Annotated in this window: 20 protein-coding genes and 1 tRNA gene; 10 read left to right on the forward strand and 11 right to left on the reverse strand. The window is 74.3% G+C overall.

From position 1 onward, the window contains the following. Nucleotides 1–205: 205 nt before the first annotated feature. Complete coding sequence (locus tag ACZ7MY_RS07860; protein ID WP_499600388.1) at nt 206–844, reverse strand: HD domain-containing protein; 639 nt, start codon at nt 842–844, stop codon at nt 206–208. A 137-nt stretch (nt 845–981) separates the two neighbouring features. Here ACZ7MY_RS07860 and ACZ7MY_RS07865 point away from each other — a divergent pair, with 137 nt between their 5' ends. The 3 genes from ACZ7MY_RS07865 to ACZ7MY_RS07875 all read left to right on the forward strand — a co-directional run bounded on the left by ACZ7MY_RS07865 (nt 982) and on the right by ACZ7MY_RS07875 (nt 3696). Further along, the gene (locus tag ACZ7MY_RS07865) at nt 982–1953 is read left to right on the forward strand and encodes a GlxA family transcriptional regulator (protein WP_499600389.1); all 972 of its coding nucleotides are present in this window, start codon (nt 982–984) and stop codon (nt 1951–1953) included. A 191-nt stretch (nt 1954–2144) separates the two neighbouring features. After that, on the forward strand, nt 2145–3017 hold the full coding sequence (locus ACZ7MY_RS07870) for an NAD-dependent epimerase/dehydratase family protein (RefSeq protein WP_499600390.1): 873 nt from the start codon (nt 2145–2147) through the stop codon (nt 3015–3017). A gap of 106 nt (nt 3018–3123) precedes the next feature. Then, complete coding sequence (locus tag ACZ7MY_RS07875; RefSeq protein ID WP_499600924.1) at nt 3124–3696, forward strand: LOG family protein; 573 nt, start codon at nt 3124–3126, stop codon at nt 3694–3696. Between the two features lie 12 nt (nt 3697–3708). On the opposite strand, the gene pdxR is transcribed toward ACZ7MY_RS07875, so the two are convergent. Next, entirely contained in the window at nt 3709–5160 is a 1452-nt protein-coding gene (pdxR, locus tag ACZ7MY_RS07880; protein ID WP_499600391.1) for a MocR-like pyridoxine biosynthesis transcription factor PdxR, read from the reverse strand. A gap of 47 nt (nt 5161–5207) precedes the next feature. On the opposite strand from pdxR, the gene ACZ7MY_RS07885 reads away from it, so the two are divergent. The 3 genes from ACZ7MY_RS07885 to ACZ7MY_RS07895 all read left to right on the forward strand — a co-directional run bounded on the left by ACZ7MY_RS07885 (nt 5208) and on the right by ACZ7MY_RS07895 (nt 7747). Next, entirely contained in the window at nt 5208–5708 is a 501-nt protein-coding gene (locus ACZ7MY_RS07885) for a carboxymuconolactone decarboxylase family protein (protein WP_499600392.1), read from the forward strand. Nucleotides 5709–5879: 171 nt separating this feature from the next. Then, the gene (locus ACZ7MY_RS07890; protein WP_499600393.1) at nt 5880–6749 is read left to right on the forward strand and encodes an MIP/aquaporin family protein; all 870 of its coding nucleotides are present in this window, start codon (nt 5880–5882) and stop codon (nt 6747–6749) included. Between the two features lie 11 nt (nt 6750–6760). Further along, the gene (locus ACZ7MY_RS07895) at nt 6761–7747 is read left to right on the forward strand and encodes an SLAC1 family transporter (RefSeq protein ID WP_499600394.1); all 987 of its coding nucleotides are present in this window, start codon (nt 6761–6763) and stop codon (nt 7745–7747) included. 12 nt (nt 7748–7759) lie between these two features. Here the strand turns inward: ACZ7MY_RS07895 and ACZ7MY_RS07900 are convergent, their stop codons facing one another. From ACZ7MY_RS07900 to ACZ7MY_RS07915, 4 genes are all read right to left on the reverse strand, one after another. Next, nucleotides 7760–8800, reverse strand: a complete 1041-nt coding sequence (locus ACZ7MY_RS07900; RefSeq protein WP_499600395.1) for an alpha/beta fold hydrolase — start codon at nt 8798–8800, stop codon at nt 7760–7762. 784 nt (nt 8801–9584) lie between these two features. Beyond that, a complete protein-coding gene (locus ACZ7MY_RS07905) occupies nt 9585–10781 on the reverse strand; it encodes a metal-dependent hydrolase family protein (protein WP_499600396.1) in 1197 nt (398 codons plus the stop codon). 124 nt (nt 10782–10905) lie between these two features. Further along, on the reverse strand, nt 10906–12093 hold the full coding sequence (locus ACZ7MY_RS07910) for a MalY/PatB family protein (protein ID WP_499600397.1): 1188 nt from the start codon (nt 12091–12093) through the stop codon (nt 10906–10908). Between the two features lie 216 nt (nt 12094–12309). Further along, the gene (locus ACZ7MY_RS07915; RefSeq protein ID WP_499600398.1) at nt 12310–13485 is read right to left on the reverse strand and encodes a TDT family transporter; all 1176 of its coding nucleotides are present in this window, start codon (nt 13483–13485) and stop codon (nt 12310–12312) included. A 471-nt stretch (nt 13486–13956) separates the two neighbouring features. Between ACZ7MY_RS07915 and ACZ7MY_RS07920 the strand changes: the two genes are divergently transcribed. Then, nucleotides 13957–16743, forward strand: a complete 2787-nt coding sequence (locus tag ACZ7MY_RS07920; RefSeq protein ID WP_499600399.1) for a multifunctional oxoglutarate decarboxylase/oxoglutarate dehydrogenase thiamine pyrophosphate-binding subunit/dihydrolipoyllysine-residue succinyltransferase subunit — start codon at nt 13957–13959, stop codon at nt 16741–16743. 97 nt (nt 16744–16840) lie between these two features. Then, a tRNA-Trp gene (locus ACZ7MY_RS07925) sits at nt 16841–16915 on the forward strand. A gap of 651 nt (nt 16916–17566) precedes the next feature. On the opposite strand, the gene ACZ7MY_RS07930 is transcribed toward ACZ7MY_RS07925, so the two are convergent. Continuing rightward, the gene (locus ACZ7MY_RS07930) at nt 17567–18583 is read right to left on the reverse strand and encodes a GlxA family transcriptional regulator (protein WP_499600400.1); all 1017 of its coding nucleotides are present in this window, start codon (nt 18581–18583) and stop codon (nt 17567–17569) included. Between the two features lie 186 nt (nt 18584–18769). Continuing rightward, the gene (locus tag ACZ7MY_RS07935; protein ID WP_499600401.1) at nt 18770–19411 is read right to left on the reverse strand and encodes a TetR/AcrR family transcriptional regulator; all 642 of its coding nucleotides are present in this window, start codon (nt 19409–19411) and stop codon (nt 18770–18772) included. 148 nt (nt 19412–19559) lie between these two features. Between ACZ7MY_RS07935 and ACZ7MY_RS07940 the strand changes: the two genes are divergently transcribed. Next, complete coding sequence (locus ACZ7MY_RS07940; protein ID WP_499600402.1) at nt 19560–20093, forward strand: DUF6884 domain-containing protein; 534 nt, start codon at nt 19560–19562, stop codon at nt 20091–20093. On the opposite strand, the gene ACZ7MY_RS07945 is transcribed toward ACZ7MY_RS07940, so the two are convergent. Then, on the reverse strand, nt 20083–20916 hold the full coding sequence (locus tag ACZ7MY_RS07945) for an SDR family NAD(P)-dependent oxidoreductase (RefSeq protein ID WP_499600403.1): 834 nt from the start codon (nt 20914–20916) through the stop codon (nt 20083–20085). The two genes, ACZ7MY_RS07940 and ACZ7MY_RS07945, sit on opposite strands and share 11 nt — an antisense overlap. Before the next feature lie 213 nt (nt 20917–21129). Here ACZ7MY_RS07945 and ACZ7MY_RS07950 point away from each other — a divergent pair, with 213 nt between their 5' ends. Further along, entirely contained in the window at nt 21130–21510 is a 381-nt protein-coding gene (locus ACZ7MY_RS07950) for a MerR family transcriptional regulator (RefSeq protein WP_499600404.1), read from the forward strand. A 233-nt stretch (nt 21511–21743) separates the two neighbouring features. Here ACZ7MY_RS07950 and ACZ7MY_RS07955 read toward each other — a convergent pair whose 3' ends face one another. Next, nucleotides 21744–21947, reverse strand: a complete 204-nt coding sequence (locus ACZ7MY_RS07955; protein ID WP_319133361.1) for a cold-shock protein — start codon at nt 21945–21947, stop codon at nt 21744–21746. Between the two features lie 308 nt (nt 21948–22255). Beyond that, on the reverse strand, nt 22256–23176 hold the full coding sequence (locus tag ACZ7MY_RS07960) for a LysR family transcriptional regulator (RefSeq protein ID WP_499600405.1): 921 nt from the start codon (nt 23174–23176) through the stop codon (nt 22256–22258). Nucleotides 23177–23269: the final 93 nt, after the last annotated feature.

The raw sequence follows: 23269 nt of genomic DNA on the forward strand, positions 1-23269 counted from the left end.
GGCGCGGCGGCATGCCGTCGGCGTCGTGACCGGGGGTCCCCACCGCTCCCGGTACAGGGGGTGGATCGGCGAGGGCGCACTCGCCCTGGCCGCCGTCGCCACCGTGGCGGTGGCGAGCACGGTGAAGGTGGCGCCCCGCCCGGGGCGACGGCCGCGGCGGTGCGGACCTGCCGGTCGCATCATGTCGCCTTCCGTGGCCGCCTGCTCAGCTCGGCCAGGGAGCGCCGAGGATACGCTCGACCGTGGTCGTGCGGCGGAAGCCGGGCACGAAGTGCTCCAGCACGTCCGAGTTCACCGTCCCGTTCGTCGTCTCCGGGCGGTGCTCGAGGCCGTCGACGAAGGCCTGCAGGAACTGGTTCTTGAAGTCGCCCCGCGGGTGGACGGCGGTGACCTCCTCGACCCGGGCGGGGTCCAGCTCGTCCAGGCCCAGGCCGAGCACGTCGGTCAGCACGCCGAGATTGGTGAGGGCGATCTCCGGGCCCATGCGGTCGGGGATCCCCGGCGTCGTGTGCAGTGCGATGGCGGTCCAGACCGTGTCGGCTGCGGCGGCCGGGAATCCGTGGTCCCGCATGAAGGTCCGCGCGTGGTCGGCCCCGTCGACCTCGAACCGCTGCTCCGCGTCGGAGAACGGCGTCATCAGTCCGGTGTCGTGGAACATCGCGGACAGGTAGAGCAATTCCGGGTCGGGCTTCAAACCGAGCCGGTGGGCGTGAATGGCACCGAAGACGAAAACGCGCCGGGAGTGGTGGTAGATCAGGGGGCTGGTCATCTCCTCGACGAGGCGGGTCGCCTGGTCGGCCGCGGCCGTTTCGGGAATCTCCACCCCGGCGATGGTCTCGGTCATCAGCTCTGCACTTCCTCACCTGCGCGTGTTATCAATGGAAGGTGTTTCCGTCTCCCACACTGCCGACCACCGGGCCTTCCGCGCCACCCCGGTCGGGCCACGGTCCACACCTTTCCGGACGGGCGGAGAACGGGCATGTGGACGCGGCCGCGCACCGGGTCGTGATCCTCGTCTACGACGGGGTGACGCTGCTGGACATGGCCGGCCCCGCGGAGGTGTTCGCGGAGGCGAACCGGCTCGGCGCGGACTACGAGGTGGTGCTGGTGTCCCCGACCGGGGAGGACGTCACCTCGTCCATCGGGGTCCGGATCGCGGTCGCCGGCGCCGCCACCGACGCGGCTCCCGACACGCTGGTGGTGCCCGGCACGGACCGCTACCCGCGCAACGCCATCGGCCGTGACCTGGTCGAGGCGGCACGGGCGCTGGCGGTCGAGGCGGACCGGACCGCTTCCATCTGCACCGGGGCGTTCGTGCTCGGCGCGGCGGGCCTCCTGGACGGCAAGCGCGCGACCACGCACTGGAAGGTCACCCACGAACTCGCCGCCCGGTGCCGGACGAGCAGCGTGGTCCCCGACGCGATCTACGTCCGGGACGGCGCCACCTACACCTCCGCGGGCGTGACCGCCGGCATCGACCTCGCGCTGGCCCTGGTCGAGGAGGACCACGGCCCCGACCTGACCCGCGAAGTCGCCCGGTCCCTCGTCGTCTACCTGCAGCGTTCGGGCGGCCAGTCGCAGTTCTCGGCGCCGCTGCAAGGACCCCCGCCCCGGTCCCCGTCCATTCGGAGGATCGCCGACCTGGTGACGGCCGACCCCGCGGGGAACCATTCGGTCGGCGAGCTCGCCAAGCACCTCAATGTGAGTCCCCGGCATCTCACCCGTCTCTTCCGCGACGAAATGTCCACGACGCCGGCCCGGTACGTGGAAACGATCCGGTTCGACATGGCAAAGGCATTGCTCGACCAGGGGCACACCGCGACCCAAGTGGCATCGCTGGCCGGATTCCCGAGTTACGAGAGCATGCGCAGGGTTTTCGCGAAGAGGATGTCCATCAGCCCCGTCGCATTCCAGCGCAGGTTCCGGACGGCTCATAGAGCCGAACCGGTATGACGCCGAGGCCGAACCGGGAATTCGCCGACGCGGGGTGATCCGTGCCGCCGGGAGTCACACAATCATTGGTCCGCCCTTTTCGGCCCGGAATGGATCGGTCACCCGTACCACTGGCGCCGTAGCGTGGCCGGTACGACAAGGGGCCGTCCACTCCGAAGGGACGACTCCGCTCAATCACAGGAGCGTTGACCATGCGTGTCTTCGTTGCCGGCGCCACTGGCGCGGTCGGCCGTCAGCTCGTTCCGCTGCTGCTGGCCGAGGGGCATCACGTCACGGGCGTCTCACGGAGCGAGGCGGGTGCCGAGCGCATCCGGCGGCAGGGGGCGGCGGCCGTACGGGCGGACGTGCTCGACCGGGAGGCGCTGCGGCACGTCGTCGCCGAGGCCGCGCCGGACGCCGTCGTGCACCAGCTGACCGACCTGGCGGCCGCGGACGGGGAGGCGACAGACCGGCTGCGGCACGAGGGGACGGGCAACCTGGTGGACGCGTCCGTGGCCGCGGGCGTGACCAGGATCGTCGCCCAGTCGATCGCCTGGGCCTACGTGCCCGGCGAGGGGCCGGCGGACGAGGGCACCCCCTTCGACACCGGCGCGGCGGCGCCGCGCGGGCGGATGGTGGCGGGCGTCCGGGCCCTGGAGGAGAAGGCCGCCGAGATGGGGACCGCGGTGCTGCTGCGGTACGGCATCCTCTACGGCCCGGGCACCTGGTACGCGCCGGGAGGGCCGGTCGCCGCGGCGCTGGCCGGGGACACGTCCGCCCGTTTCCTGGGGAGCGTCGTGGCCGACCACTCCGTGATGTCGTTCCTCCACGTCGCCGACGCCGCCCGCGCCGCCGTCGCCGCGCTCGGCTGGCCCTCGGGTCCCGTCAACATCGTCGACGACGAACCCGCGCAGGCCCGCGAGTGGCTGCCGGCGCTCGCCCGTGCCCTGCGCGTGCCGGCCCCCGAGCCCGTACCGGGGCGCCTGGACTGGGCGCGCGGCGCGTCCAACCGGCTGGCCCGTTCCCGCGGGTGGCGGCCCGAACACGCCTCGTGGCGTACGGGGTTCGCGGCGCACCCGGCCTGAGGCGCCGGGCCGCGGATTGGTCCGTGATCGCGCCCCGCGATTGGACCACGTCCGAGGGTGCGCCCCGCCGTAGGTTCGCGCCATGACGGCAACGGCTCCCGCCCCCATGAACATCTGCGTCTTCCTCTCCGCCGCCGACCTCGACGAGCACCACACGCGGCCGGCCCGCGAGTTCGCGCGGCTCCTGGGCGCGGGAGGCCACACCTTGGTGTGGGGCGGGTCCGACACCGGGCTGATGAAGGTCGTCGCCGACGCCGTCCGGGAGTCGGGCGGCCGGCTCGCGGGGGTCTCGGTCGGCTTCCTCCGGGAGTGGGCGCGGCAGGACGCCGACGACATGGTCTTCGCCGAGGACCTCGCCTCCCGGAAGGCGCGGATGCTCGCCGCGGCCGACGCCGTCGTCGTGCTGGCCGGTGGCGTGGGCACCCTGGACGAGGTCACCGAGGTCCTGGAGCTGCGGAAGCACGGGCTGTACGACAAGCCCGTCGTGCTGCTGAACACGGCGGGCTTCTACGACGGCCTGGTGCTCCAGCTGCGGCGGATGGACGCCGAGGGCTTCCTCCCGCTGCCCCTGGCCGACCTGGTCTTCGTCGCCGACACCGGCGCCGCCGCACTCGCCCACCTGGAGGGTCGCCCCGGGACGGCCCGCGGGGCCGCGCTCGCGGAGCGGACCGGCGGCTGAGCGCCCGCGGGCCTACGGCAGCACTCCGCAGAGGGTGTCCAGCGCGCCGGTCCACGCGCTGTCCGAGGGCGCCGCGTAGTTGACCACCAGGGCGTCCCGCCCGGGCGGGCGCCGGCCGGGGCCTGTCGCTTCGTGGGCGAACTCCCGCAGCCCGCTGACCGCGAGTCCCCGCCGGGCCGCGGCCCGGACGACGGAGGTCTCCGTCCCCCGGGGGAGTTCGAGGACGACCTGCAACCCCGCCGCCATGCCGGTCGTGCGCACCCCGGGGGCCCGCTCCGCCAGGGCCGCGACGAGCTGGTCGCGGCGGCGCCGGTAGCGCTGCCGCATCGACCGCACGTGCCGGTCGTAGGCGCCCGAGACGATGAACTCCGCGAGCGTCAACTGTTCGAGCGTGCTGGACATGTAGTCGCCGAACCCCTTGGCCTCCACCACCTCGGGGACCAGGCCGTCCGGGACCACCATCCAGCCCAGCCGCACCCCCGGCGCGAGCGACTTGCTCGCCGAACCGAAGTACACCACCCGCAGCGGGTCCAGGCCCTGCAGGGCGCCCACGGGCCGGCGGTCGTAGCGGAACTCGCCGTCGTAGTCGTCCTCCAGGATCAGGCCGCCCGTCGCCCGGGCCCAGTCGACGGCGGCCGTGCGCCGTTCGGGGCTGAGGGCGACTCCCGTCGGGTACTGGTGGGCGGGGGTCAGCAGCACCGCGCCCGCGCCCCGCAGTCCGGGCAGGTCGCCGGTGCGGGCGCCGTACCCGTCGACGTACAGGGGCGGGGTCCGCAGGCCGGCGTTGGTCAACAGGTCGCGGTAGAGGTCCAGGCCGTACTCCTCGACGGCCACCGCCGGCACCCCACGCGTCGTGAGCACCCGCGCCATGAGTGCCAGTCCGTGGTGGAAGCCGGAGCAGACGACGATCCGTCCCGGCTCGGCGTGGACCCCGCGGGCCCGGGCCAGGTAGTCCGCGAGGGCGGCGCGCAGTTCCGGCCGCCCGCGGGGGTCGCCGTAGCCCAGGGCGTCGTTCGGCGCGGCGGTCAGGGCCCGGCGGGCGGCGGCGAGCCACTGGGTGCGGGGGAACCTCGCGAGGTCCGGCGCGCCGGGCTGCATGGCGTACCTGGGGCGCGGGGCCAGCGGCCTGACGGGACCGGTGACGGGAGCACCGGCCGGGGGGCCCTGCGGCTCCGCCCGGGGTGCCACCCGGGTCCCGGAGCCCTGCTGGGCGGTGAGCCAGCCCTCGGCGACCAGTTCCGCGTAGGCCTCGACGACGGTGTTGCGGGAGACACCGAGGTCCGCGGCAAGCGGACGGGAAGGCGGCAGACGGGTGCCGGGCGCCAGGCGCCCCGTACGCACGGCCTCCCGCAGGGCGTCGGTGAGGCCCGTGCGCAGCCTCGTCCCGCGCAGCTCCAGGTGGAGGTCGGCGCCGAACGAGGAGGACGGCGGTTCGGCGGCGGAATTGGTCTGGGAATCGCTCATGGAATTGGACCATACTCCCGTACCACCTCACGCCTAGCGTTGCCGGTATGACGATGAACGAAGCACACGGGAACACCACCCGTCTTCCGGAGCACACGGCGCGCATGGACTGGGCGAAGCTCGCCCCCGAGGCCTTCAGGGCGCTGGTCCGCCTGGACTCGGCGGCGGGCCGCGGCGTCGACGCCGGCCTGCTGCACCTGGTGAGGGTCCGCGCGTCTCAGGTCAACCACTGCGCCTTCTGCCTGGACATGCACAGCAAGGACGCGCTGGCCGCCGGCGAGTCGGCGGAGCGGGTCATCCAGCTCGGGGCGTGGACGGAGGCGAAGCACTTCTACACGGCGCGGGAGATCGCCGCGATCGAGCTCACCGAGGCGATCACGGTGGTGACGGACGGGTTCGTACCGGACGGGGTGTACGCGAAGGCCGCCGAGCAGTTCGACGAGACCGAACTGGCGCACTTGATCGCCGCGATCGTCGCGATCAACGCCTTCAACCGCATCGGTGTCTCCACCCGCATGGTGCCCGGCCACTACACGCCGGGCGCCTGAGCCGCCGCGCGCCGGCTCGCCGCACGCCGGCCCACGGCGCGCACGACCTTGCACGCGCACGACCTTCCCACGCGCCTGGAACGCCGGGCGCCCGAGACGCCCAGGGCCGGACGGGCGTCCGGTCCCGGGCGGGCATCCGTCCCCCGCGGGCACACCGACGAGGAGACCACCGTGGGTACCGCTCCCCCTCCCGCAGGCCGGACGCCCCGGCCCCTGGCGCGCGCCGCCGACGAGTTCCTGCTCACGACCGTCCTGCTGTTCCTGGCCGTGACGGTCGTGCGATGGCTGCGCGACCCCGGCTCGCCGCTGTGCGTCGCGGACCTGCGCGTCGCCCTCGTCGCCATCGGGGCGATCAGCGGTGCCGTCCTGACCGGCCTGATCCTCAGCCCGCCCGGGCGGCGCAGCGGGGGCCACACGAACCCCGCCGTCACCGTCGCCCTGTGGCTGATGAAGGCCTTCCCGGGCCGGCACGTGCTGCCGTACGTGCTCGCCCAACTGGCCGGATCGGCCGCGGGGACGGGCCTCGCGCGCCTGGTGTGGGGCCGGGCGGTCGGGTTCCCGTCCGTCTCGTACGCCGCGATCCGGCCCGCCCCGGCATGGCAGCCGCTGCCGGTCCTCATCGCGGAGGTCGCAGGCATGCTGGGGCTGACCCTCGTCATCGCCTTCTTCGTGCTGCGCCCGCGCTTCGTCCGCGCTCTGGCCCCCGTCATCGGCCTGTCCGTGGGGGTGGTGATCGCCACCCTCGGCCCGCTCAGCGGGGGCTCGGTCAACCCGGCCCGGCAGTTCGGTCCCGCGGTCCTCTCCGGACAGACCACCGACCTCGCGATCTACCTGCTCGCCCCCGTCCTCGGAGCGGCCCTCGGGGCCGCGATCCACCGGGTGTCCGTCCGGCTGTTCCTCACCGGCTCCGGCCTCCGGCCCGCGCCCGCATCCGTGCCCGCGTCCGTTCCCGCGGGTCCGCCGGCGGCCCCGGGTTCCGCGAGGGACGCGCAAGCGGCCGCCGGCATCCGGCAAACCGCCGAGGGCAAAAGGGTGAGATAGTTTCCCATACCATGACAAGGCGACCAATTCCCCTGAACCTGTTCGGCATGCCCTTCGGTCTCGTCGGCCTCGCGGACGCCTGGCTCGTCGCCGCCGGCGCCGGCCGTGCGCCACGGGGCGTGGCGGACGGGCTGCTGATCCTTTCGGCGGCCGTGTGGGTGCTGGTGACGGTCGCCTACCTCAACCACGCGCTGCGGACCCGTTCCCTGGCCCGGGACCTGACCGACCCGGTGGCCGGGCCGTTCGCGGCCCTGTGCGTGATCGTCCCGATGGTGATCGCCGCGAACGGCCTGTACGCCCACGCGCCCACGGCGGGACGGGTGGTGACGGACGTCTTCCTCGTGCTCACCGTGCTGCTCGGCGCCTGGTTCACCGGTCAGTGGATCTACGGACGGGTCGACCTCGACCGGTTCCACCCCGGCTACTTCCTGCCCACCGTCGCCGGCGGCCTGCTGGCCGCGGGCTGCGCGGGGGCGGTGGGGCAGCAACGGCTGGGCGAGGTGATGTTCGGGCTGGGGGCGGTGTGCTGGATGATCCTCGGCTCCGTGATCATGGGACGGCTGCTGTTCCGCCCGCTGCTGCCCACCGCGCTGCTGCCGACGCTGGCGATCGAGGTCGCCCCCGCAGCCGTGGCCAGCATCGCCTACTTCACGCTCTTCAACGAAGCCATCGACGGGTTCGCGGCCTTCCTGGGCGGCTACGGACTGCTGATGGTGCTGGCCCAGCTCCGGCTGCTCCCGGCCTACCTGAAGCTGCCCTTCATGCAGAGCACCTGGGCCTTCACCTTCAGCTGGGCGGCCGTCGCCGCCGTCGCGATCCACTGGGTGGAGCGCCAGCGCACGCCCGGGGCAGGCGCGTACACCTACGTGATCCTCGCCGCGATCACCGTGCTCGTCGGCGGCATCGCCCTGCGGACCGTGGTGGCCCTCGCCCGGCGTCAGCTCCTGCCCCCGGCGCCGCCACCGCAGGCGACCCAGCTGCAGGGCGGCGGCGCCTGAGGCCCGTGGGGCCTACTTCTGCAGGAAGGACTGCAGCAGGTTCGTCACTTCCTGGGGCTTCTCCTCGGTCACCCAATGCCCCGAACCCTTGATCACGCGGCCTTCGACGCGGACGGCGTAGTCGCGCCACTGGTCGGCGATCCTGCCGCCGAACGACCCCTGCCCGCCGATCGCGAGGACCGGCATCCTCAGCTTGCCCTCGGCCAGGAACTTCTTGTTCTGGTCGACGTCACCGCGCAGCTCGCGGTACATCTTCATCCAGGCGAGCGTGCGGCCCGGTTCCTTCAGGTAGTGGGCGTAGAAGTCGTAGTCGGACGGCGTGAACGCGGACTTGTCCACCAGGAGCTCGCCGACGAAGCCCTGGACGAAGACCCGCTCGTGGCCGGAGATGAGCTGCTCGGCGAGCGGCAGCTGGAACAGGCCGAAGTGCCACATCGACGGGGTCTTCGGGTTCGCCTCCAGTGCCGGGAAGCGGTACAGGCTGTCGTCCGGGATGGGAGCCTCCATCACGGCCATCCGGCGGACCTCCCGCGGCCACTGGGCCGCGTAGGCGTAGCTGACCCACAGGCCGACGTCGTGCCCGACGACCTGGACGCCGTTGTTCAGCTTCAGCTTCTTCAGCAGCTCGTGCACGTCGTCGGCCATCTGCGCCTTCGAGTAACCACCCTTGGTGACCTCGGAGTTGCCGGCGCCGCGGAGGTCGACGGCGATCACGGTGTGGTTCTTGGAGAGCGGGCCCATCTGGTCCCGCCACTCGGCCCACGACTGGGGGAAGCCGTGGATCAGCACGACCGGTGAGCCCGTGCCGCCCCGCAGGTAGTGCATGCGGAAGCCGTTCACCTCGGCGTACTGGGAGGTGAAGCCGGACGGGGGTTTCGCCTGCGGGAAGTCCGAGGGCGACGGTGACCTCGCCACGGCCGCGTCCTGCCCGCTGCCGTCGTCCCGCCCGACGGCGCTCGCGCTCGCGTTCGGGGAGACCAGCAGGACGGCCGCCAGCACCGCGAGGAGTGCGACGAGCCGGTGGCCGAGGCCCCTTCTCGCTGCGATATCCATGATTCACCCACCTGAAGTCATCATGCGATGCGCGTCGTTGGGCCGCCGGCCGCCCACCGGCGCGCGCTCACGCCGGAAGGCGCCCACGGAATCCGGGCGGCGCGCAGGCGCGGTTCCCCGCGCGTTCCTCGTCCTCCCCGTGCGGCGGTGAACACCGCACGTGCGGGAGCGACGTGACCGCGCTCCGGGCTGTGCCCGCCGCCGGAGGCAGAGCTGGACACCGGCCCTACCGCACCATCATGGGCACAGCCCGTGGGGATACGCCATTGGGAGGAAACAGCCAGGTCGGGAGGCGTGCGCCCCCGCCGGCCGGCGGCCTCCGCGCGCTCCTCGGCCCTGGGACGGCGCCCCACGCAGGGCTGCGTTCCGCCGGCGGGTCCGGCTGGGGGTGCCCGGTGACAGGGACCCAACTACGCCGGGACGTGGGCCCTCCGGCAGTGACTCCGGGCGTCGGAAGACCACCGGCAGCGCCGCCGGCGCCCCATGCACCTCGGCCGTGAACTCCGCCCCGGCGCACGGCGTTCCCGAGGCCCACCACGCGTGCCCGTCGGGCCGGATGAGGGCCGCGGTGACGCCGGACCACGCCGGGCCGCCGGTCTCGGCGAGCCGGCCCGGGTGGACGGCGATGCCTGCCGCCCCTGCCGCCCCGGTCACCTCGTCGCTCACCGCCCCGCCCCCATCGTGAGCGGCACGGCACGGCCGGCGTGCGCGCTCCCCGACGACGGGCCGCTGAGGCGGTACGCCGAGCGCGGCGGCGCACGCGGACGGCCGGCGCGCGCGGCGGTCAGCGCACGCGGACGCCCGCCCGGAAGACCGCCTTCACGTCCAGCAGGGCCGCCGGGTCCTTGGTGGGATCGCCCTCGACGACGAGCAGGTCCGCGTCGGCACCGGCGCTGATCCGTCCCTTGCGGCCCTCCACACGGCAGAGCCGGGCCGCGAGGCTGGTGACGGAGACGAGCGCGTCGACGGGGGCCGCGCCCAGGCGGACGAGGTCGCCGACGGCGTGCGGGAGGACGTCGTGGGGCTTGGCAGGAGCGATGCCCGCGTCCGAGCCGATGACGACGTTGGCGCCCGCCGCGTACAGGCTGCCCATGCCGTTCATGATCGCCTGGATGTGTGCGGCCAGGGCCTTGGGCGGGTCGATCGCCACGCCGGGGGCCACGCCCAGGGTGAGGCTGGCGAACGTGCCGCCGTCCACCATGGCCTGGGCGAGGCCGGGGTCGTAGGTGACGCCGTCGGCGGTCAGGAAGGTGACGTGTTCCAGGCTGTCGACGCCCGCCGCGAGGGCGTCCTCGATGGCCTGGAGACCGTGGGCGTGGGCGGCCACCGGCAGCCCCAGGCGGTGTGCCTCGTCCACGACGGCGCGCAGGTCCTCCAGGCCGTACTGCGAGGCGTGCGGCGGCACGGAACCCGGCGTCATGTTGCCGCCGCCGGCCATGATCTTGACGACCGCGCAGCCGCGGGCGTGGCGCTCGCGGACCGCGGCGCGCAGCGCCTCCGTGCCCTCGACCTCGCCGCCGAAGAAGTGGCAGTGCCCGCCAGGAGTGGTCAGCGGCGGGCCCGCGGCCAGGATCTCGGGCCCGTTCTCCGGGGTCTCCGCCAGTTCCTCGACGAGGGTCAGCGAGAGGTAGTCGCGGTCGCCGAGGTCGCGGACGGTGGTGATGCCGGCCCGCAGTGCCACCCGGGCCGCGGCGCGCATCTGCGTCAGCAGTTCCGCGTCGCCCGTCGCGGCCAGGGAGGTCACGGGGTCGGGGCTCGCGTCGAAGGCGAGGTGCGTGTGCGTGTCGATGAGGCCGGGAAGCAGGCACGCCTGGGGGCCGAGGTCGACGACCGGGGTGCCGTCGGTGGGCAGCGCGCCGGTACGGTCCACGCGGACGACGCGGTCGCCCCTGATGTGCACCGTGGCGGGTCCCGACCGGGTGAAGCCGTCGAACATCGAACCGGCGTGTAGGGCAGTGGTGTTCGGCAACGTGGTTCCCATCGAAGAGCGGTGTCGTGTGGCCGGGCGCGACAGGCGCCACCGGCGGCGCCGGGCCCGTGGGCCCTCGCGCGTCGTCACGCGGGCGGCAGCGGGGCGCTCGCCCCGCCGTGCCGGCACGCGGAGGTCAGAGCAGGGTCCCCATCCGGCGGACGGCCTCCGTGAGGATCTCCGGGGAGGTGGCGAAGTTGAGGCGTACGTGCCCCGCGCCCGCCGCGCCGAACTCCGGCCCCGGGGAGAGGGCGACCCTGCCGCGTTCCAGGAAGGCGGCGGCGGGATCGTCGCCGAGGCCGAGCGCGCGGCAGTCCAGCCACGCCAGGTACGTGCCCTCGGGCCGGCGGTACCGGACGCCCGGGAGGTGTGCCTCGAGCAGTTCGCCGAGGAGGCGTCGGTTCTCGTCGAGAGCCGCGAGGAGCGCGTCGAGCCAGCCGCCGCCGAGCCGCAGGGCGGCGGTCTGGGCGATGACGCCGATGCCGCTGAGCTCGAAGGCGACGCTGAGGGGGATGCGCCGCAGGACGTCGTCCGCCTCCTGCCCCCAGGTGAGCATCCCGGCGCGGAAACCGGACAGGTGCCATCCCTTGGAGGCGGAGTAGATCGCGACGGCGTCCTCCGCACCGGGCACCGAGAGGAACGGCACGTGGCGGGCGCCGACGGGCACGAGCGGCGCGTGGATCTCGTTGGAGACGACCCGGACCCCGAACCGCCGTGCCAGCGCGGCCACCGCGGACAGTTCCTCCGCGGTGTTGACCGTGCCGGTCGGGTTGTGCGGGCTGCACAGCAGGAAGACCGCCGGACGGCCGCCGCCGGACGTCCCGCCGAACGCGGCGCGCAACGCGTCGAGGTCGATGCGGTGGTCGGGGCCCAGCGGGGCCTCGACGACGTGGCGGCCCAGCCCCTCGGCGATGTGCCGGTGCGGGCCGTACCCCGGGGAGTTGACGACGACCACGTCGCCGGGCTCCGTCGTCACCTTGAGCGTCTCGGCGATGCCCGTCAGGGCGGAGGGGACGACCAGCGTCCGGTCCGTCGCCACGCGCCATCCCCAGCGCTTGGCGGCGAACCCGTCCCAGGCCTCGGCCATCGTCGCGTCGAAGGGTGGGTAGCCGGTGTCGCCGCGTTCGAAGGCCAGGGTCACCGCGTCCACGACGGCGGGGGCCGGGGTCGCGTCCATGTCCGCTATCCACAGCGGCAGGACGTCCTCCGGGTGGTACCGCCACTTGACGCCCTTGCGGCGCCGCAGTTCGTCGACGGTCAGCCTGCGCAGGGGGTTGGCCGGTCTGCGGGCGGGGTCGGCTGTCTCGAGTGCTGCGGGTTCCATGACCCTCCTCCGAAGGCGTTGCGGTACGGGCCGCGCCGACCCGGCCGGACCGGGCCCGCCGCCGTGCGCGCCGCCCCGCGGCGAGCGGTGCGGGCACCACCGGACCACCTCCGTCACCCTAGCAGAGTGCTTGACGCATCAAGCATGTGACGCCGCGCACCCCGGCAGCCGGAACGCCGGTCCCCGGTGGCAGGCGGTCGTCACCGCCTGCCCGCGTCACGCCGCGGGCCCCTGACCCGGACGGTGCCGGGGCGACCGCCGGGCGACGTGTCCGGCGGCGTGGCGCAGCGAACGCCACGTCACCGCCGCCCAGGCCGCCGCGAGCAGGACGTAGAGCGCCACCGCCGTCCACACGAGGAGCTGGGAGCCGGTGCGGGCGGCGAGGACGCCCGTGCCGGTGACGCAGGCGCCCAGCGGGAAGATGAAGGACCACCAGGTGGGCGCGAAGGGCAGTCCCGCCCTCAACTGCCTTACGGTGAGCGCCGTGGCGAGCGCCAGCCACAGCATCGCGAAGCCCCACAGCCCGATGCCGCCCAGGAGTGCGAAGGCGGCCGCGCCCCGTGCGGACGGGCCGGGCAGGGCGCTCGGCGCCGCCGTGGCCAGCGTGCCCATCGCCGTCACCGCCTGGTCGATCGCGCCCAGGCCGATCCACACCGTGGGCACCACGGCCCCGGTGGGCGCGTCGTGGTGGACGAGCCGGCTGTAGACCATCGCCAGCACCAGCAGCACCGCCACCAGGCCGAGCCCGAGCATCGCGTAGCACGCGAGCAGCAGGGCCAGCCGCGCCTGCCCGGCGGGGGCGTGCGGGACGAGCAGCGCGCCCGTCGCGGCGGAGACCAGCGGCGGCACCACCGGCATCAGCCAGCCGCCGAACGCGGCGTCCGGGGCGAAGCGGTGCCGGGTGACCATCAGGTAGGGCACCGCGCAGGCCGTGACGAGGCCGAGTACGGTGCCCAGCGACCACAGCACCCAGTCGGCGGTCAGGGCCGCGCGCGCGCCGAACAGCCGTCCGCCGAGCAGCAGCGCCCCGGCCCCCACGGTGAGCAGGGCCATCGGCGGGGCGCCGAGGAACTGCGCCAGCGCCGGGTCCGCGGCGTGCGTCCGCAGCGCCCGCTGCCGCAGGTAGCCGGCGACGAGGACGACCAGGAGCAGCGCGGCCCCCGCCCAGACCACCGTGGCGGCGTCACGCAGCCACGGTGAGCTGCGCGGCAGCGTCACCGCGGCGTTGGCGACGATCCCGGTGCCCATGACGGCGGCGAACCAGCCCGGGCCCAGATGGGGGCGCCGCGTCCCGGTCCGCGCGCCCGGCCGGGCACGTGGGGTGGCGTGCCGGGGTCCCGGGTCCCTCGGGGGCAGCAGGAGGGTCCGGGTGTCGCTGGGCTCGGGTGTCACGGCGGGGAACGCTTCTTTCCTCGGATCGGGGATCGCCGGCGGCACTCGGCGGAACGGCACCCCGGCCCGGCGGCTCACGGGCCGCGGCCGAAGCCGTCGGCTCGTCGGCGGCCCTCCGACGTTACGGTGACACCCGGCTCCCGCCGCATCACAGCGTGTGCCACGACGCCCTCACTTCGGGACGTCGGCCTCTTGCGCCGTGCCGGTGCGTTGGGTACGGGTCGGGGGGCGCCCCGGTGGGAGGTCCTGATGTGACGCCTCCCGGGCACGTCGCGCTCTCCGTGCCGGCCCCGTACCGGCCTAGCGTCGAACACGCCACACGGTCAGCGGTGCGCTGCCTCCTCCGGCACGCGGAGGGGACGCTCCCCCGCCGGGAGCGAGGCGCCGGAAGACGAGGTCCTCGGGCCGTGCCGGCCCGGGGACCACGCCTGCCATCGCTGTCCCGAACGAGGAAAGAAGGCGATCCACCCAGTGGCGTCGACATCAAGCGCCGAAGAGCCCGCACTGCGCGGTCCGGAGTTCGGCCTCAACGAATGGCTCGTGGACGAGCAGTACGAGCGCTATCTCAACGACCCCGGATCGGTCGACGCGAGCTGGCGGGACTTCTTCGTCTCCCCCGGCTCCCCGGCCGCGACGGCGGACCGGCGGGACCGCACCGGCACCGCGGCCCCGGGCGACGGCGCACGGGAGGCGGCGGTCAAGGCCGTCCGCGTGGCCGCCCTCATCCACGCCCACCGGGTGCGCGGGCATTTGGTGGCCGACACCGACCCGCTCGCCGCCGGACCGGCGCCCTGGCACCCGGAACTGGACCTCGCGGCCTTCGGGCTGGGCGACGGGGACCTGGAGTCGGAGTTCGTCGTCGACGGCTTCGCCGGACGGGCCACGATGCGCCTGCGCGAGGTGCTGGACGTCCTGCGCACCGCCTACTGCGGGACGGTGGGCAGCGAGTACATGCACATCCAGGACTTCGGGGAACGCCGCTGGGTCCAGGAACGGATCGAGGCGCCCCCGCCGCGGCTGGACCGGGCGGGCCAGTTGCAGGTCCTCTACCGGCTGGGCGCGGCGGAGGCGTTCGAGACCTTCCTGCAGACCAAGTACGTCGGCCAGAAGCGGTACTCGCTCGAGGGCGGCGAGTCGGCGGTCGTGCTGCTCGACGCCCTGCTGCTGCGCTGCATCCGCGACGGGGTGGGGGAGGCGGTCATCGGGATGGCGCACCGGGGCCGGCTCAACGTGCTGGCCAACATCGTCGGCAAGTCGTACCGGGACGTCTTCCACGAGTTCGAAGACGCCGCGGACATCCTGTCCGCCCAGGGCTCCGGCGACGTGAAGTACCACCTCGGTGCGGAGGGGACCTACCGCGCCCTGGACGGCCGATCGATCCCCGTCTCCGTCGTGGCGAACCCCTCGCACCTGGAGATCGTCGGGCCGGTGGCCGAGGGCGTCGTGCGCGCCAAGCAGGACCTGGCCGGCGGCGACCGGGCGGACGGTGACGGGGAGCCGGGCGAAGGGGCCTTCCCCGTCCTGCCGGTCGTCGTCCACGGCGACGCCGCGTTCGCCGGCCAGGGGGTCGTCGCCGAGACGCTGAACATGTCGCAACTGCCGGGCTACCGCACCGGCGGCACGGTGCACGTCGTCATCAACAACCAGCTCGGCTTCACCACCGCGCCCGCCAGCGGCCGTTCCGGCACCTACGCCACCGCCGTGGCGCGGACGGTCGAGGCCCCGGTGTTCCACGTCAACGCGGACGACCCCGAGGCGGTCGTCCGGATCGCGCGCCTGGCCTTCGACTACCGCCAGGCGTTCCACAAGGACGTCGTGATCGACCTGATCTGCTACCGCCGCCACGGGCACAGCGAGGTCGACGACCCGTCCATCACCCAGCCGGCCATGTACGACCGCATCGACGCCCGGCCCTCCGTACGCAAGCTGTACGCGCAGTCGCTGGTGGAGCGCGGGGACGTCGACGAGTCGCAGGTGGCGGCGGCCCTGCGGGACTACCGGGAGCGGCTGGAGCGGGCGTTCGCCGAGACGCGGGCCCTGCCGGCGCCCGGCTCCGGTGCGGCCGCCGGGCCCAGGGGCGTCCCCGGGGAGGACGCCGAGGCTCCCGTGCCGACCGCGATCACCGAGGCGACCGCACGCAGCGTCATCGCGTCCCAGACGGCCCAGCCCCCGGAGTTCACGGTGCACCCGCGCGTGCTGCCGCAGCTCCGCAGGCGCACCACGATGCCGGACGCCGGCACGATCGACTGGGCCACGGCCGAGACGCTGGCGATCGGCTCCCTCCTGTCGGAGGGGGTGCCGGTGCGGCTGTCCGGACAGGACTCCCGGCGCGGCACGTTCGGCCAGCGGCACGCGGTGCTCACCGACCGGCGCACCGGAGCGGAGCACACCCCGCTGAACGCCCTCGGCCCGGGCGCCGCGCGGTTCTCCCCCTACGACTCGATGCTCTCCGAGATGGCCGCCCTGGCCTTCGAGTACGGCTACTCGATGGAGCGGCCCGACGCGCTGGTGCTGTGGGAGGCCCAGTTCGGCGACTTCGCCAACGGCGCGCAGAGCGTCGTCGACGAGTACGTCGCGTCCTCCGAACAGAAGTGGGGCGAGCGCTCCGGGGTCACGCTGCTGCTGCCGCACGGCCTGGAAGGGCAGGGGCCGGACCACTCCTCGGGCCGGATCGAACGGTTCCTCCAGCTGTGCGCGCAGGGCAACATGAGCGTCGCCGTCCCCACGCTGCCCGCCAACTACTTCCACCTGCTCAGGCGTCAGGCACTCGGCGAACGGCGGCGTCCGCTGGTCGTGTTCACCCCGAAGTCGATGCTGCGGCTGAAGGAGGCGACCTCCGCGCTGGCGGACTTCACCACGGGCTCCTTCCGTCCCGTCCTGCCGGACGCGGCGGCCGACGGTGCCGGGGTCCGGCGGGTGCTGCTGTGCTCGGGGAAGGTCTTCTACGACCTGGACGCCCACCGGCGGAACACCGGCGTGCGGGACACGGCGATCGTCCGCCTGGAGCGTCCCTATCCGTTCCCGGACGGGGAACTCGGCGCGGAACTCGCCCGGTTCCCCCGTGACGCCGAGGTGCGGTGGGTGCAGGAGGAGGCCGCGAACCAGGGTGCGTGGTCCTTCGTGAGGCCGCACCTCGAGCGGCTGGCCGGGCGCCCCGTGGGCTGCGTCAGCCGGCCGCCCGCCTCGGCTCCCGCGGTGGGCTCCGCGCGGCGGCACGCGGCCGAGCAGCGGGAACTCGTGGAGTCGGCGTTCCGCTGACCCCGCGACGGGGCCCGGCCGGCCGGGCTGTGTCGTCACGTGCCCTTCCCCGGCTTTCGGCCGGGGAAGGGCGCTGCCTATGCTGTCGCACCGGGGCGGAGCCGTAGCGCGGAGGTAGTCGCGTGCCGTCCCCAGAACCGTGAGGACGCCGGTTCGATTCCGGCCGGTTCCGCCCTCCCGTCCCCTCCGCTCCTGCGCTCTCCGCTCCGGGACCGGCCGCCGGGTGTTCACGGTCGGGGTCGCGGCCCTCACCGGCCAGGAGGTCGAGGCTGTGACGGTCGCCGCGGAGGCGCCGGTACGTCACGGCGCCGGGTGCGATCAGTCCGTCAGGGCGTCGCGCCCGGTCGCCGAACCGGCCCCAGGGACCCGCAGTTTCGCGGCCGCTCCGAACCAGCACGGCCGCGATCGCCGAAACGCCCGCCGCGCCCCCGGCGAACGCGCCGGCAGCGTACGCCCGGTGGCACGCGTCGAAGGCTCCGCGGTGGCCCCGGGCCACCAGCCGGAGGAGGCGTTCCTCCGCCGGCTCGTGCAGCGCGTCGGTGCGCGATCCCGGGCCGGCCGGACGCCCGGTGTGCCGTCCAGGTCCTGAGCCGGCCGTGGCCCCCGCACCACGTCCCTGCGCGGGGAGAAGGCACCCTGCACAGCAGATACGGTCGCCGTGCCGGCCCGAGGACGTACGAGCGCCACCGGGGCCGCGGCCGGGCCCGTCCGGCTCAGCGGCAGACGGCGGGCGGACCTTCGCCGACGGGCCAGGACACGCGAACGGTGCCGGCCCCTCCCCCGGGCCCGAACCAGACCTGCCGGCAGTTAATGTGACGTCTCGTCACCGCGGTCCGGATCCGGCCGCTTCCGCTGTACCCGGGCCGGTCGTCCGGAAGCCGGCCCGGAAGGCGGCCGGGGTCACGCCCAGGTGGCGGACGAAGGCCCGGCGGAGCGACTCGGGTGAGCCGAATCCGGTGCGCCGCGCCACGACGGCCATGGGGTCGTCCGCGGTCTCCAGCACCGCCTGGGCGGCCTCCAGCCGCACCTGCTCCACGTACCGGCCGGGACTCGTGCCCACCTCGTCGTAGAAGAGCCTGGTGATGTGACGGACGCTGACGCCCGCCCTGCGGGCCATCGCCGACAGCGAGTGGTTGTCGCCGGGGTTCTCCGCGACCGAGTCCAGGACCTCGCGCAGCATCTCCTGGCGCGGCTGCGGCAGCCGCGAGCGGGCGCTGAACTGGGACTGGCCGCCGGGCCGTTGCATGAAGACGACCATGTCCTTGGCGACCGCCCGGGCGACCTCCGCCCCGTAGTGCTCCTCGACGAGGGCCAGGGACAGGTCGATCCCGGCGGTGACGCCGGCGGAGGTCATCATCTTCCCGTCGCGCACGAAGATGGCGTCCGGGTCGACGCTCACGGCCGGGTAACGCAAGCCCAGTTCACGGGTCTGCCGCCAGTGGGTCGCCGCCCGCCGGCCGTCGAGGAGGCCGGCCGCGGCCAGCAGGAAGGCGCCCGTGCAGACCGACGCCGTGCAGTGCGCCCCGTCGCTCAGTCCGCGTACCACGTCCAGCAGCGCGTCGTCCTTGACCAGGGTCTCCCACTCCGGGCCGCCGGGGACCACCAGGACGTCGCTGGGGTCGCGTACGTCGTCGACGGACAAGTCGGCGCTCAGACGCGTCCCGGCGGCGGTGACCACGTCCGCTCCGTCCTCGGAGACGACCTGCACCCGGTACGGGCCGCCCCAGTCGTTCGCCGAGGCGAAGACCTCGATGGGGCCCGTCACATCGAGCAGGCGCACCCCGGGGAAGACGAACACCCTCACCGTGAGCGGACCCGCTCCGGAGCGCTTGTGCACCATGGGACACCTCCCGGTCATGCGCCGCGCGCACCTCACCCGCCGCGGCTCGTCGCCTGAGCGGGGGGAACCCGGGGCCGCCCCGGCGGCCCGGCCGTTCCCCGGTTTCCACCCCTCATCGTGCGCCCGCCGCCCTCGTCCCGGCCACGACCTGCTTGCTCCCTGCTGGGAGGCGGAACCTCCCAGTCCTCACTCCCGCACCGCGGGCCCGGGGTCGGTCGCGGCGGCCGTCGCCGAGCCGCGGGCGCCCAGCAGCGCGAGGCAGTCCGGCCACAACGGGCCGAGTCGCGCCGCGTCGCCGTACAAGGTGGCGAACAGGACCCGGCCCTCCACCTGAGCCAGTAGGGACCGGGCCGCCTCGCGCGGGTCCGCGACGCTGACCTCGCCCCGCACCCGCGCCTCGTCGACGACCGACTCGACCATGCCGACCTGGGCTTCGCAGATCTCCCGCAGGCGTTCGCGGACGGCCGCGGTCTGTCCGCCCGCCTCCGCCGCGAAGCCGGCGAACACGCGGACCGGGACCGCTCCGCAGTCCCGTCGCGCGTCGCGCCGCCGGGCTCCCGCCGCCTCGAACAGGGCCCGCAGGCGCGGCAACGGCTCGGCGCCGGGCCCGAGGAGACGGAGCCAGGTGCGCCGTTGCGCGTTCCAGTGCTCGTCCACGACGCTGAGCGCGAGCGCCTCCTTGGAGGCGAAGAAGTAGTGGAAGCTGCCCCTGGGCACTCCGGCCGCCCTGCAGACCTCCGCCAGGCCCAGCGCCGCATAGCCGCGCTGGTCGAACAACGCGTGGGCTGCGCGCAGAATCCGCTCCCCGGCACCACCGGCATGTTCCATGCCGTCGACCATACGACCGGTCGCCTACCTCTTCGGCGGTCACGTCCACATCCGAGGGCCCGATGTCCTGCGATGCCGCGACGGGCTTCGCCCGCACGCGCGTTGCCCATCACGGACGGGACGACGGAGACGAAGGGACGGACCGCACATGGACCCGGCAGGACCACGCACGACCCCGACGCAGGACACCGACGGCTTCCGGCCGGAACTGGTCGTCATCCCCTGCGGCTCCCGCAAGCTGGGCCACCGGGCCAGGGCGGCCGACCTGTACACCGGCAGCTACCACCGGGCGTGCCGGAGGGCCGCCGAGGCGCTGCGCCCCGACCGGCTCCTGATCCTCTCCGCGCGCTACGGCCTGCTCGACCTCGACGACGAGATCGACCCGTACGACACCCCGCACGGGCATGCCGACGCGGTGACCGCCGCGCTCCTGCGCACCCAGGCGGAGGGCCTCCGGATCGCCGACGCCGACCCGGTGCTCGCCCTCGGCGGTGCCCGTCACGTCGCCCTCGCGAAGGCCGTGTGGCCGCACGCCCAGACCCCGTTGGACGGGACGCGCGGCATGGGCGAGCAGTTCGCCCGGCTCGCGGCGATGGCCCGACTGGCGGGTACGCCGTCCCCCGCCACGGCGAAGGGACGCGACGCGCGACGGGCCGCGGCGCGGCGCCGCCTCACCCCCTGACCGGGTCGCCGCGGCCCGCACGAACGCGGGGTCGCGGGGCCCGTGCTCGCAGCCGGTCCTCTTCGTGCCGGTGCGGCATCGCCCGTTCGCCGGAGGGCAGTTCGACGCGGACCACGTAGGGCGCGGGCTCGGCGGGGTTCCCCACGACGACGGCGGGACGGGCCGCCGGCGGGAACGCCGGGAAGGTCCGCCCGGTGCCCTTGCTCTGCATCGGCGTGTTGCTGTAGCCGGGGTGCGCGAGGACGCTGGTGATGGGCACCGCCGACGACTGCTCGCGCCGGGCGAGCTCCGCCCCGAAGACGGCGTTGGCCAGCTTGGACGCCGAGTAGCCGGCGAGCGGCGTGTAGGTGCGGGACCACGCGACGTCGTCCAGGTCGAGTTCGGCCTTCTCGTGCAGGTACGAGGTCACCGTGACGACCCTCGGCGCGGCCGACCGGCGCAGCGCCGGTTCCAGCAGGGCCGTCAGCGCGAAGTGGCCCAGGTGGTTCGCGGCGAGGTGCCGCTCCGCGCCCTGCGGCGTCACGGAGTGCCCGACCATGGAGATGCCCGCGTTGTTGACGAGGACGTCGACGGACTCCTCCTCGCCGATCTCCTCCGCCGCCCGGCGGATCGAGTCCGGGTCCAGCAGGTCGAGCCGGCGCACCTCCACGTCGGCGCCGGGGTACGTTCCGCGCAGCGTGGACGCCACCGCCTCTCCCCGTGCCGCGTCACGGACGGCGAGCAGTACCCGGCCGCCGTGCGCGACGAGTTCGCGCGCCGTCACCAGACCGAGGCCGCTGGTGGCCCCCGTCACGACGAAGGTGCGGCCGTCCTGTGCGGCCATCCGGTCGGCGGTCCACCCGCGACCCTTTTTGCCCGTGTTCGTTGCTGGAACCGCCGACATCTCGGATACCGCCTTCTCGTTGACACGCCCCGCCGAAGGCCCGCAGCGGCGGGCCCGGGGCCGTGCACGAAGCTAGACCTTGCCATTAATGTGAAGGTCAAGCGGTGACGGCGGGACACGCCGTCCGCAGGGAGGCCGGAGAAGGAGAGCGCTGTGAAGATCGGGGAACTGGCCGCGAAGACGGGAGTCGCGACGCGGCTGCTCCGCTACTACGAAGAGGTCGGCATCCTGCACCCGTTCCGGAGCCCGAACGGGTACCGCAGTTACGGCGAACCCGCCGTCGACCGCGTGCTGCAGATCCGCGAACTGCTCGAAGCCGGTCTCACGACCGACATGATCCGCGAGGTCCTGCCCTGCCTCGAGGCCACGAAAGACGAATCGGACATCACGGAGTGCCCGGCGGCGGCGGACCTGGACGGGCTGCGCCGGCAGCTCAGCAGCATCGAACGGCGGATCGACGTGCTGCAGCGCAACCGCGACGCGATCAAGAGGTTCCTGCGGGCCTGGGACGTCGCCCGGCCCGCAGCGGACTGACCCGCGCCGACCGTTGCGTGCGGGCCCGTACGGCGAGCGGGCCGGCACGGGACATGCGGGCGCGCGGGGGGCCGGCGGACGACGGAGGGCCCGGGCCGGTCACGGCCGCCGAGGAGGCGCGTGGCCCCGGCGGGGCCGAGGGCGGTACGCGATCGGCGTACCGCCCTCCGCACGATTACGCGCGGCTGCCGTCGCCGGGTGCGACGACGGCGGCCACGTCCGTGCTGCGGCGGTCAGCCGCGGACGATGTTCTCCGCCTGGGGGCCCTTCTGCCCCTGCGTCACGTCGAAGGTGACGTGCTCACCCTCCACGAGCTCGCGGTAGCCGTTGCCGGAGATGTTGGAGTAGTGGGCGAACACATCAGGACCGCCCCCGTCCTGTGCGATGAAGCCGAAGCCCTTCTCCGAGTTGAACCACTTCACGACGCCAGATGCCACTGTGTTCGTTCCTCACATGCTGCTGATGCGCCGCACCCCGTGGTGCGCCGCCGGACCCCGTTGCTGGGCCCTGGCCTTACTTACCGGATGAGCCGCCCCTCGCGCCACCGATTACGCGCGTGTCCAGCATCTCTCCGGCACGACCTCCGCTGCCCGGGGCCCCGGTCGGGTGGCCGGAACGGCCTCGCGGGGCGCCGTTCGCGGCATTCGTCCGGACGTATCCGAAGGCTGCCGCCGACGTCGGCCCTGTTCGTGCCCGCGTGCGCGTCACGAGGTCCCGGCGGGGTCCGGCCGGCGGCCGGCCCTCGTCATCCGGACGTGTCTCCGAGGGCCGCGGCACGCAGGGCGGCGGCGAGACGGGCGACGGGTTCGGCCGGCGGCCGGGGAAGCCGGGCCAGGACGAGGCGCCGGTGCTCCTGCGGGCCGCCGCGCACGGGCAGGACGCGCACTCCGGGCGGCGCGGCCGGGGCCAGCGCGGACGGTACGGTCGTCAGCCCGCACCCGCCGGCCACGAGGTGGAGTTTCGCCAGCCAGTCACGGGCGGTGTGGACGATCTCGGGCCGTTCGTCCAGACCCGGCCACACGCCCAGGAGCCGGTCCGAGCCGGACGACGAACCGGCGATCCACTGCTGCCCCCGCAGGTCCTCGACGTCGACGAAATCGCCCCGGGCCAGGGGGTGTCCGGCCGGCACGGCGACGCAGAGGGCACGCTCCGAGAGTGTCCGGAGCACCAGTGGGGGCGACTCGTCGTCGGGTGCGCGGAAGGGCGGGGCCGAGGACATCAGGGCCAGGTCGATGCTGCCGGCCCGCAGGGCGCGCGCCAGCGCCGCCGTCCCGCCCTCGCGGCTGATGACGCGCACACCGGGCGCCTCGCGCCGCAGGGCGGCGAGGGCCTGCGGAACCACCGTCGTACCCGTGGTGGGCACCCAGCCCAGGCGCACGGTGCCGCCCTGCGGGGGAAGGCCTGAGAGGTCGCGCGCGGCCGCGTCGATCTCGTCGAGCACGATGGTCGCACGGCGCATGACGAGCCGCCCGGCATCGGTCAACCGCACGCCGTCGGGCCGTCGTTCCAGCAGTTCCGCGCCCGCGGTCCGTTCGATCGAGGCGATCTGCCGGGAGACCGCCGACTGCGTGTACCCCAGCGCGGCCGCCGCCGCGGTGAACGTCCCCTGCTCGGCCACCGCCCGGAAGACGCGCAGGGAGGTCAGCGACACATCGGTGAAGTCCATGATGTCCACGGATACCACGTGTGCGGGACGTGCCGGCCCGGGGCGGATCGCCGGGCCCGGAGCGTCGTCCGCAGGCGGTCGGTCATGCCGTCC

This window comes from Streptomyces sp. NPDC111520, from assembly GCF_055635295.1.

Excerpts from the sequence above, each read along its gene's own strand:
- ACZ7MY_RS07860 (WP_499600388.1), bottom strand. The coding sequence starts at position 844 with ATGACCGAGACCATCGCCGGGGTGGAGATTCCCGAAACGGCCGCGGCC.
- ACZ7MY_RS07870 (WP_499600390.1), top strand. The coding sequence starts at position 2,145 with ATGCGTGTCTTCGTTGCCGGCGCCACTGGCGCGGTCGGCCGTCAGCTC.
- ACZ7MY_RS07875 (WP_499600924.1), top strand. The coding sequence starts at position 3,124 with ATGAACATCTGCGTCTTCCTCTCCGCCGCCGACCTCGACGAGCACCAC.
- pdxR (WP_499600391.1), bottom strand. The coding sequence starts at position 5,160 with ATGAGCGATTCCCAGACCAATTCCGCCGCCGAACCGCCGTCCTCCTCG.
- ACZ7MY_RS07885 (WP_499600392.1), top strand. The coding sequence starts at position 5,208 with ATGACGATGAACGAAGCACACGGGAACACCACCCGTCTTCCGGAGCAC.
- ACZ7MY_RS07895 (WP_499600394.1), top strand. The coding sequence starts at position 6,761 with ATGACAAGGCGACCAATTCCCCTGAACCTGTTCGGCATGCCCTTCGGT.
- ACZ7MY_RS07900 (WP_499600395.1), bottom strand. The coding sequence starts at position 8,800 with ATGGATATCGCAGCGAGAAGGGGCCTCGGCCACCGGCTCGTCGCACTC.
- ACZ7MY_RS07905 (WP_499600396.1), bottom strand. The coding sequence starts at position 10,781 with ATGGGAACCACGTTGCCGAACACCACTGCCCTACACGCCGGTTCGATG.
- ACZ7MY_RS07910 (WP_499600397.1), bottom strand. The coding sequence starts at position 12,093 with ATGGAACCCGCAGCACTCGAGACAGCCGACCCCGCCCGCAGACCGGCC.
- ACZ7MY_RS07930 (WP_499600400.1), bottom strand. The coding sequence starts at position 18,583 with ATGGTGCACAAGCGCTCCGGAGCGGGTCCGCTCACGGTGAGGGTGTTC.
- ACZ7MY_RS07935 (WP_499600401.1), bottom strand. The coding sequence starts at position 19,411 with ATGGAACATGCCGGTGGTGCCGGGGAGCGGATTCTGCGCGCAGCCCAC.
- ACZ7MY_RS07940 (WP_499600402.1), top strand. The coding sequence starts at position 19,560 with ATGGACCCGGCAGGACCACGCACGACCCCGACGCAGGACACCGACGGC.
- ACZ7MY_RS07945 (WP_499600403.1), bottom strand. The coding sequence starts at position 20,916 with ATGGCCGCACAGGACGGCCGCACCTTCGTCGTGACGGGGGCCACCAGC.
- ACZ7MY_RS07960 (WP_499600405.1), bottom strand. The coding sequence starts at position 23,176 with ATGGACTTCACCGATGTGTCGCTGACCTCCCTGCGCGTCTTCCGGGCG.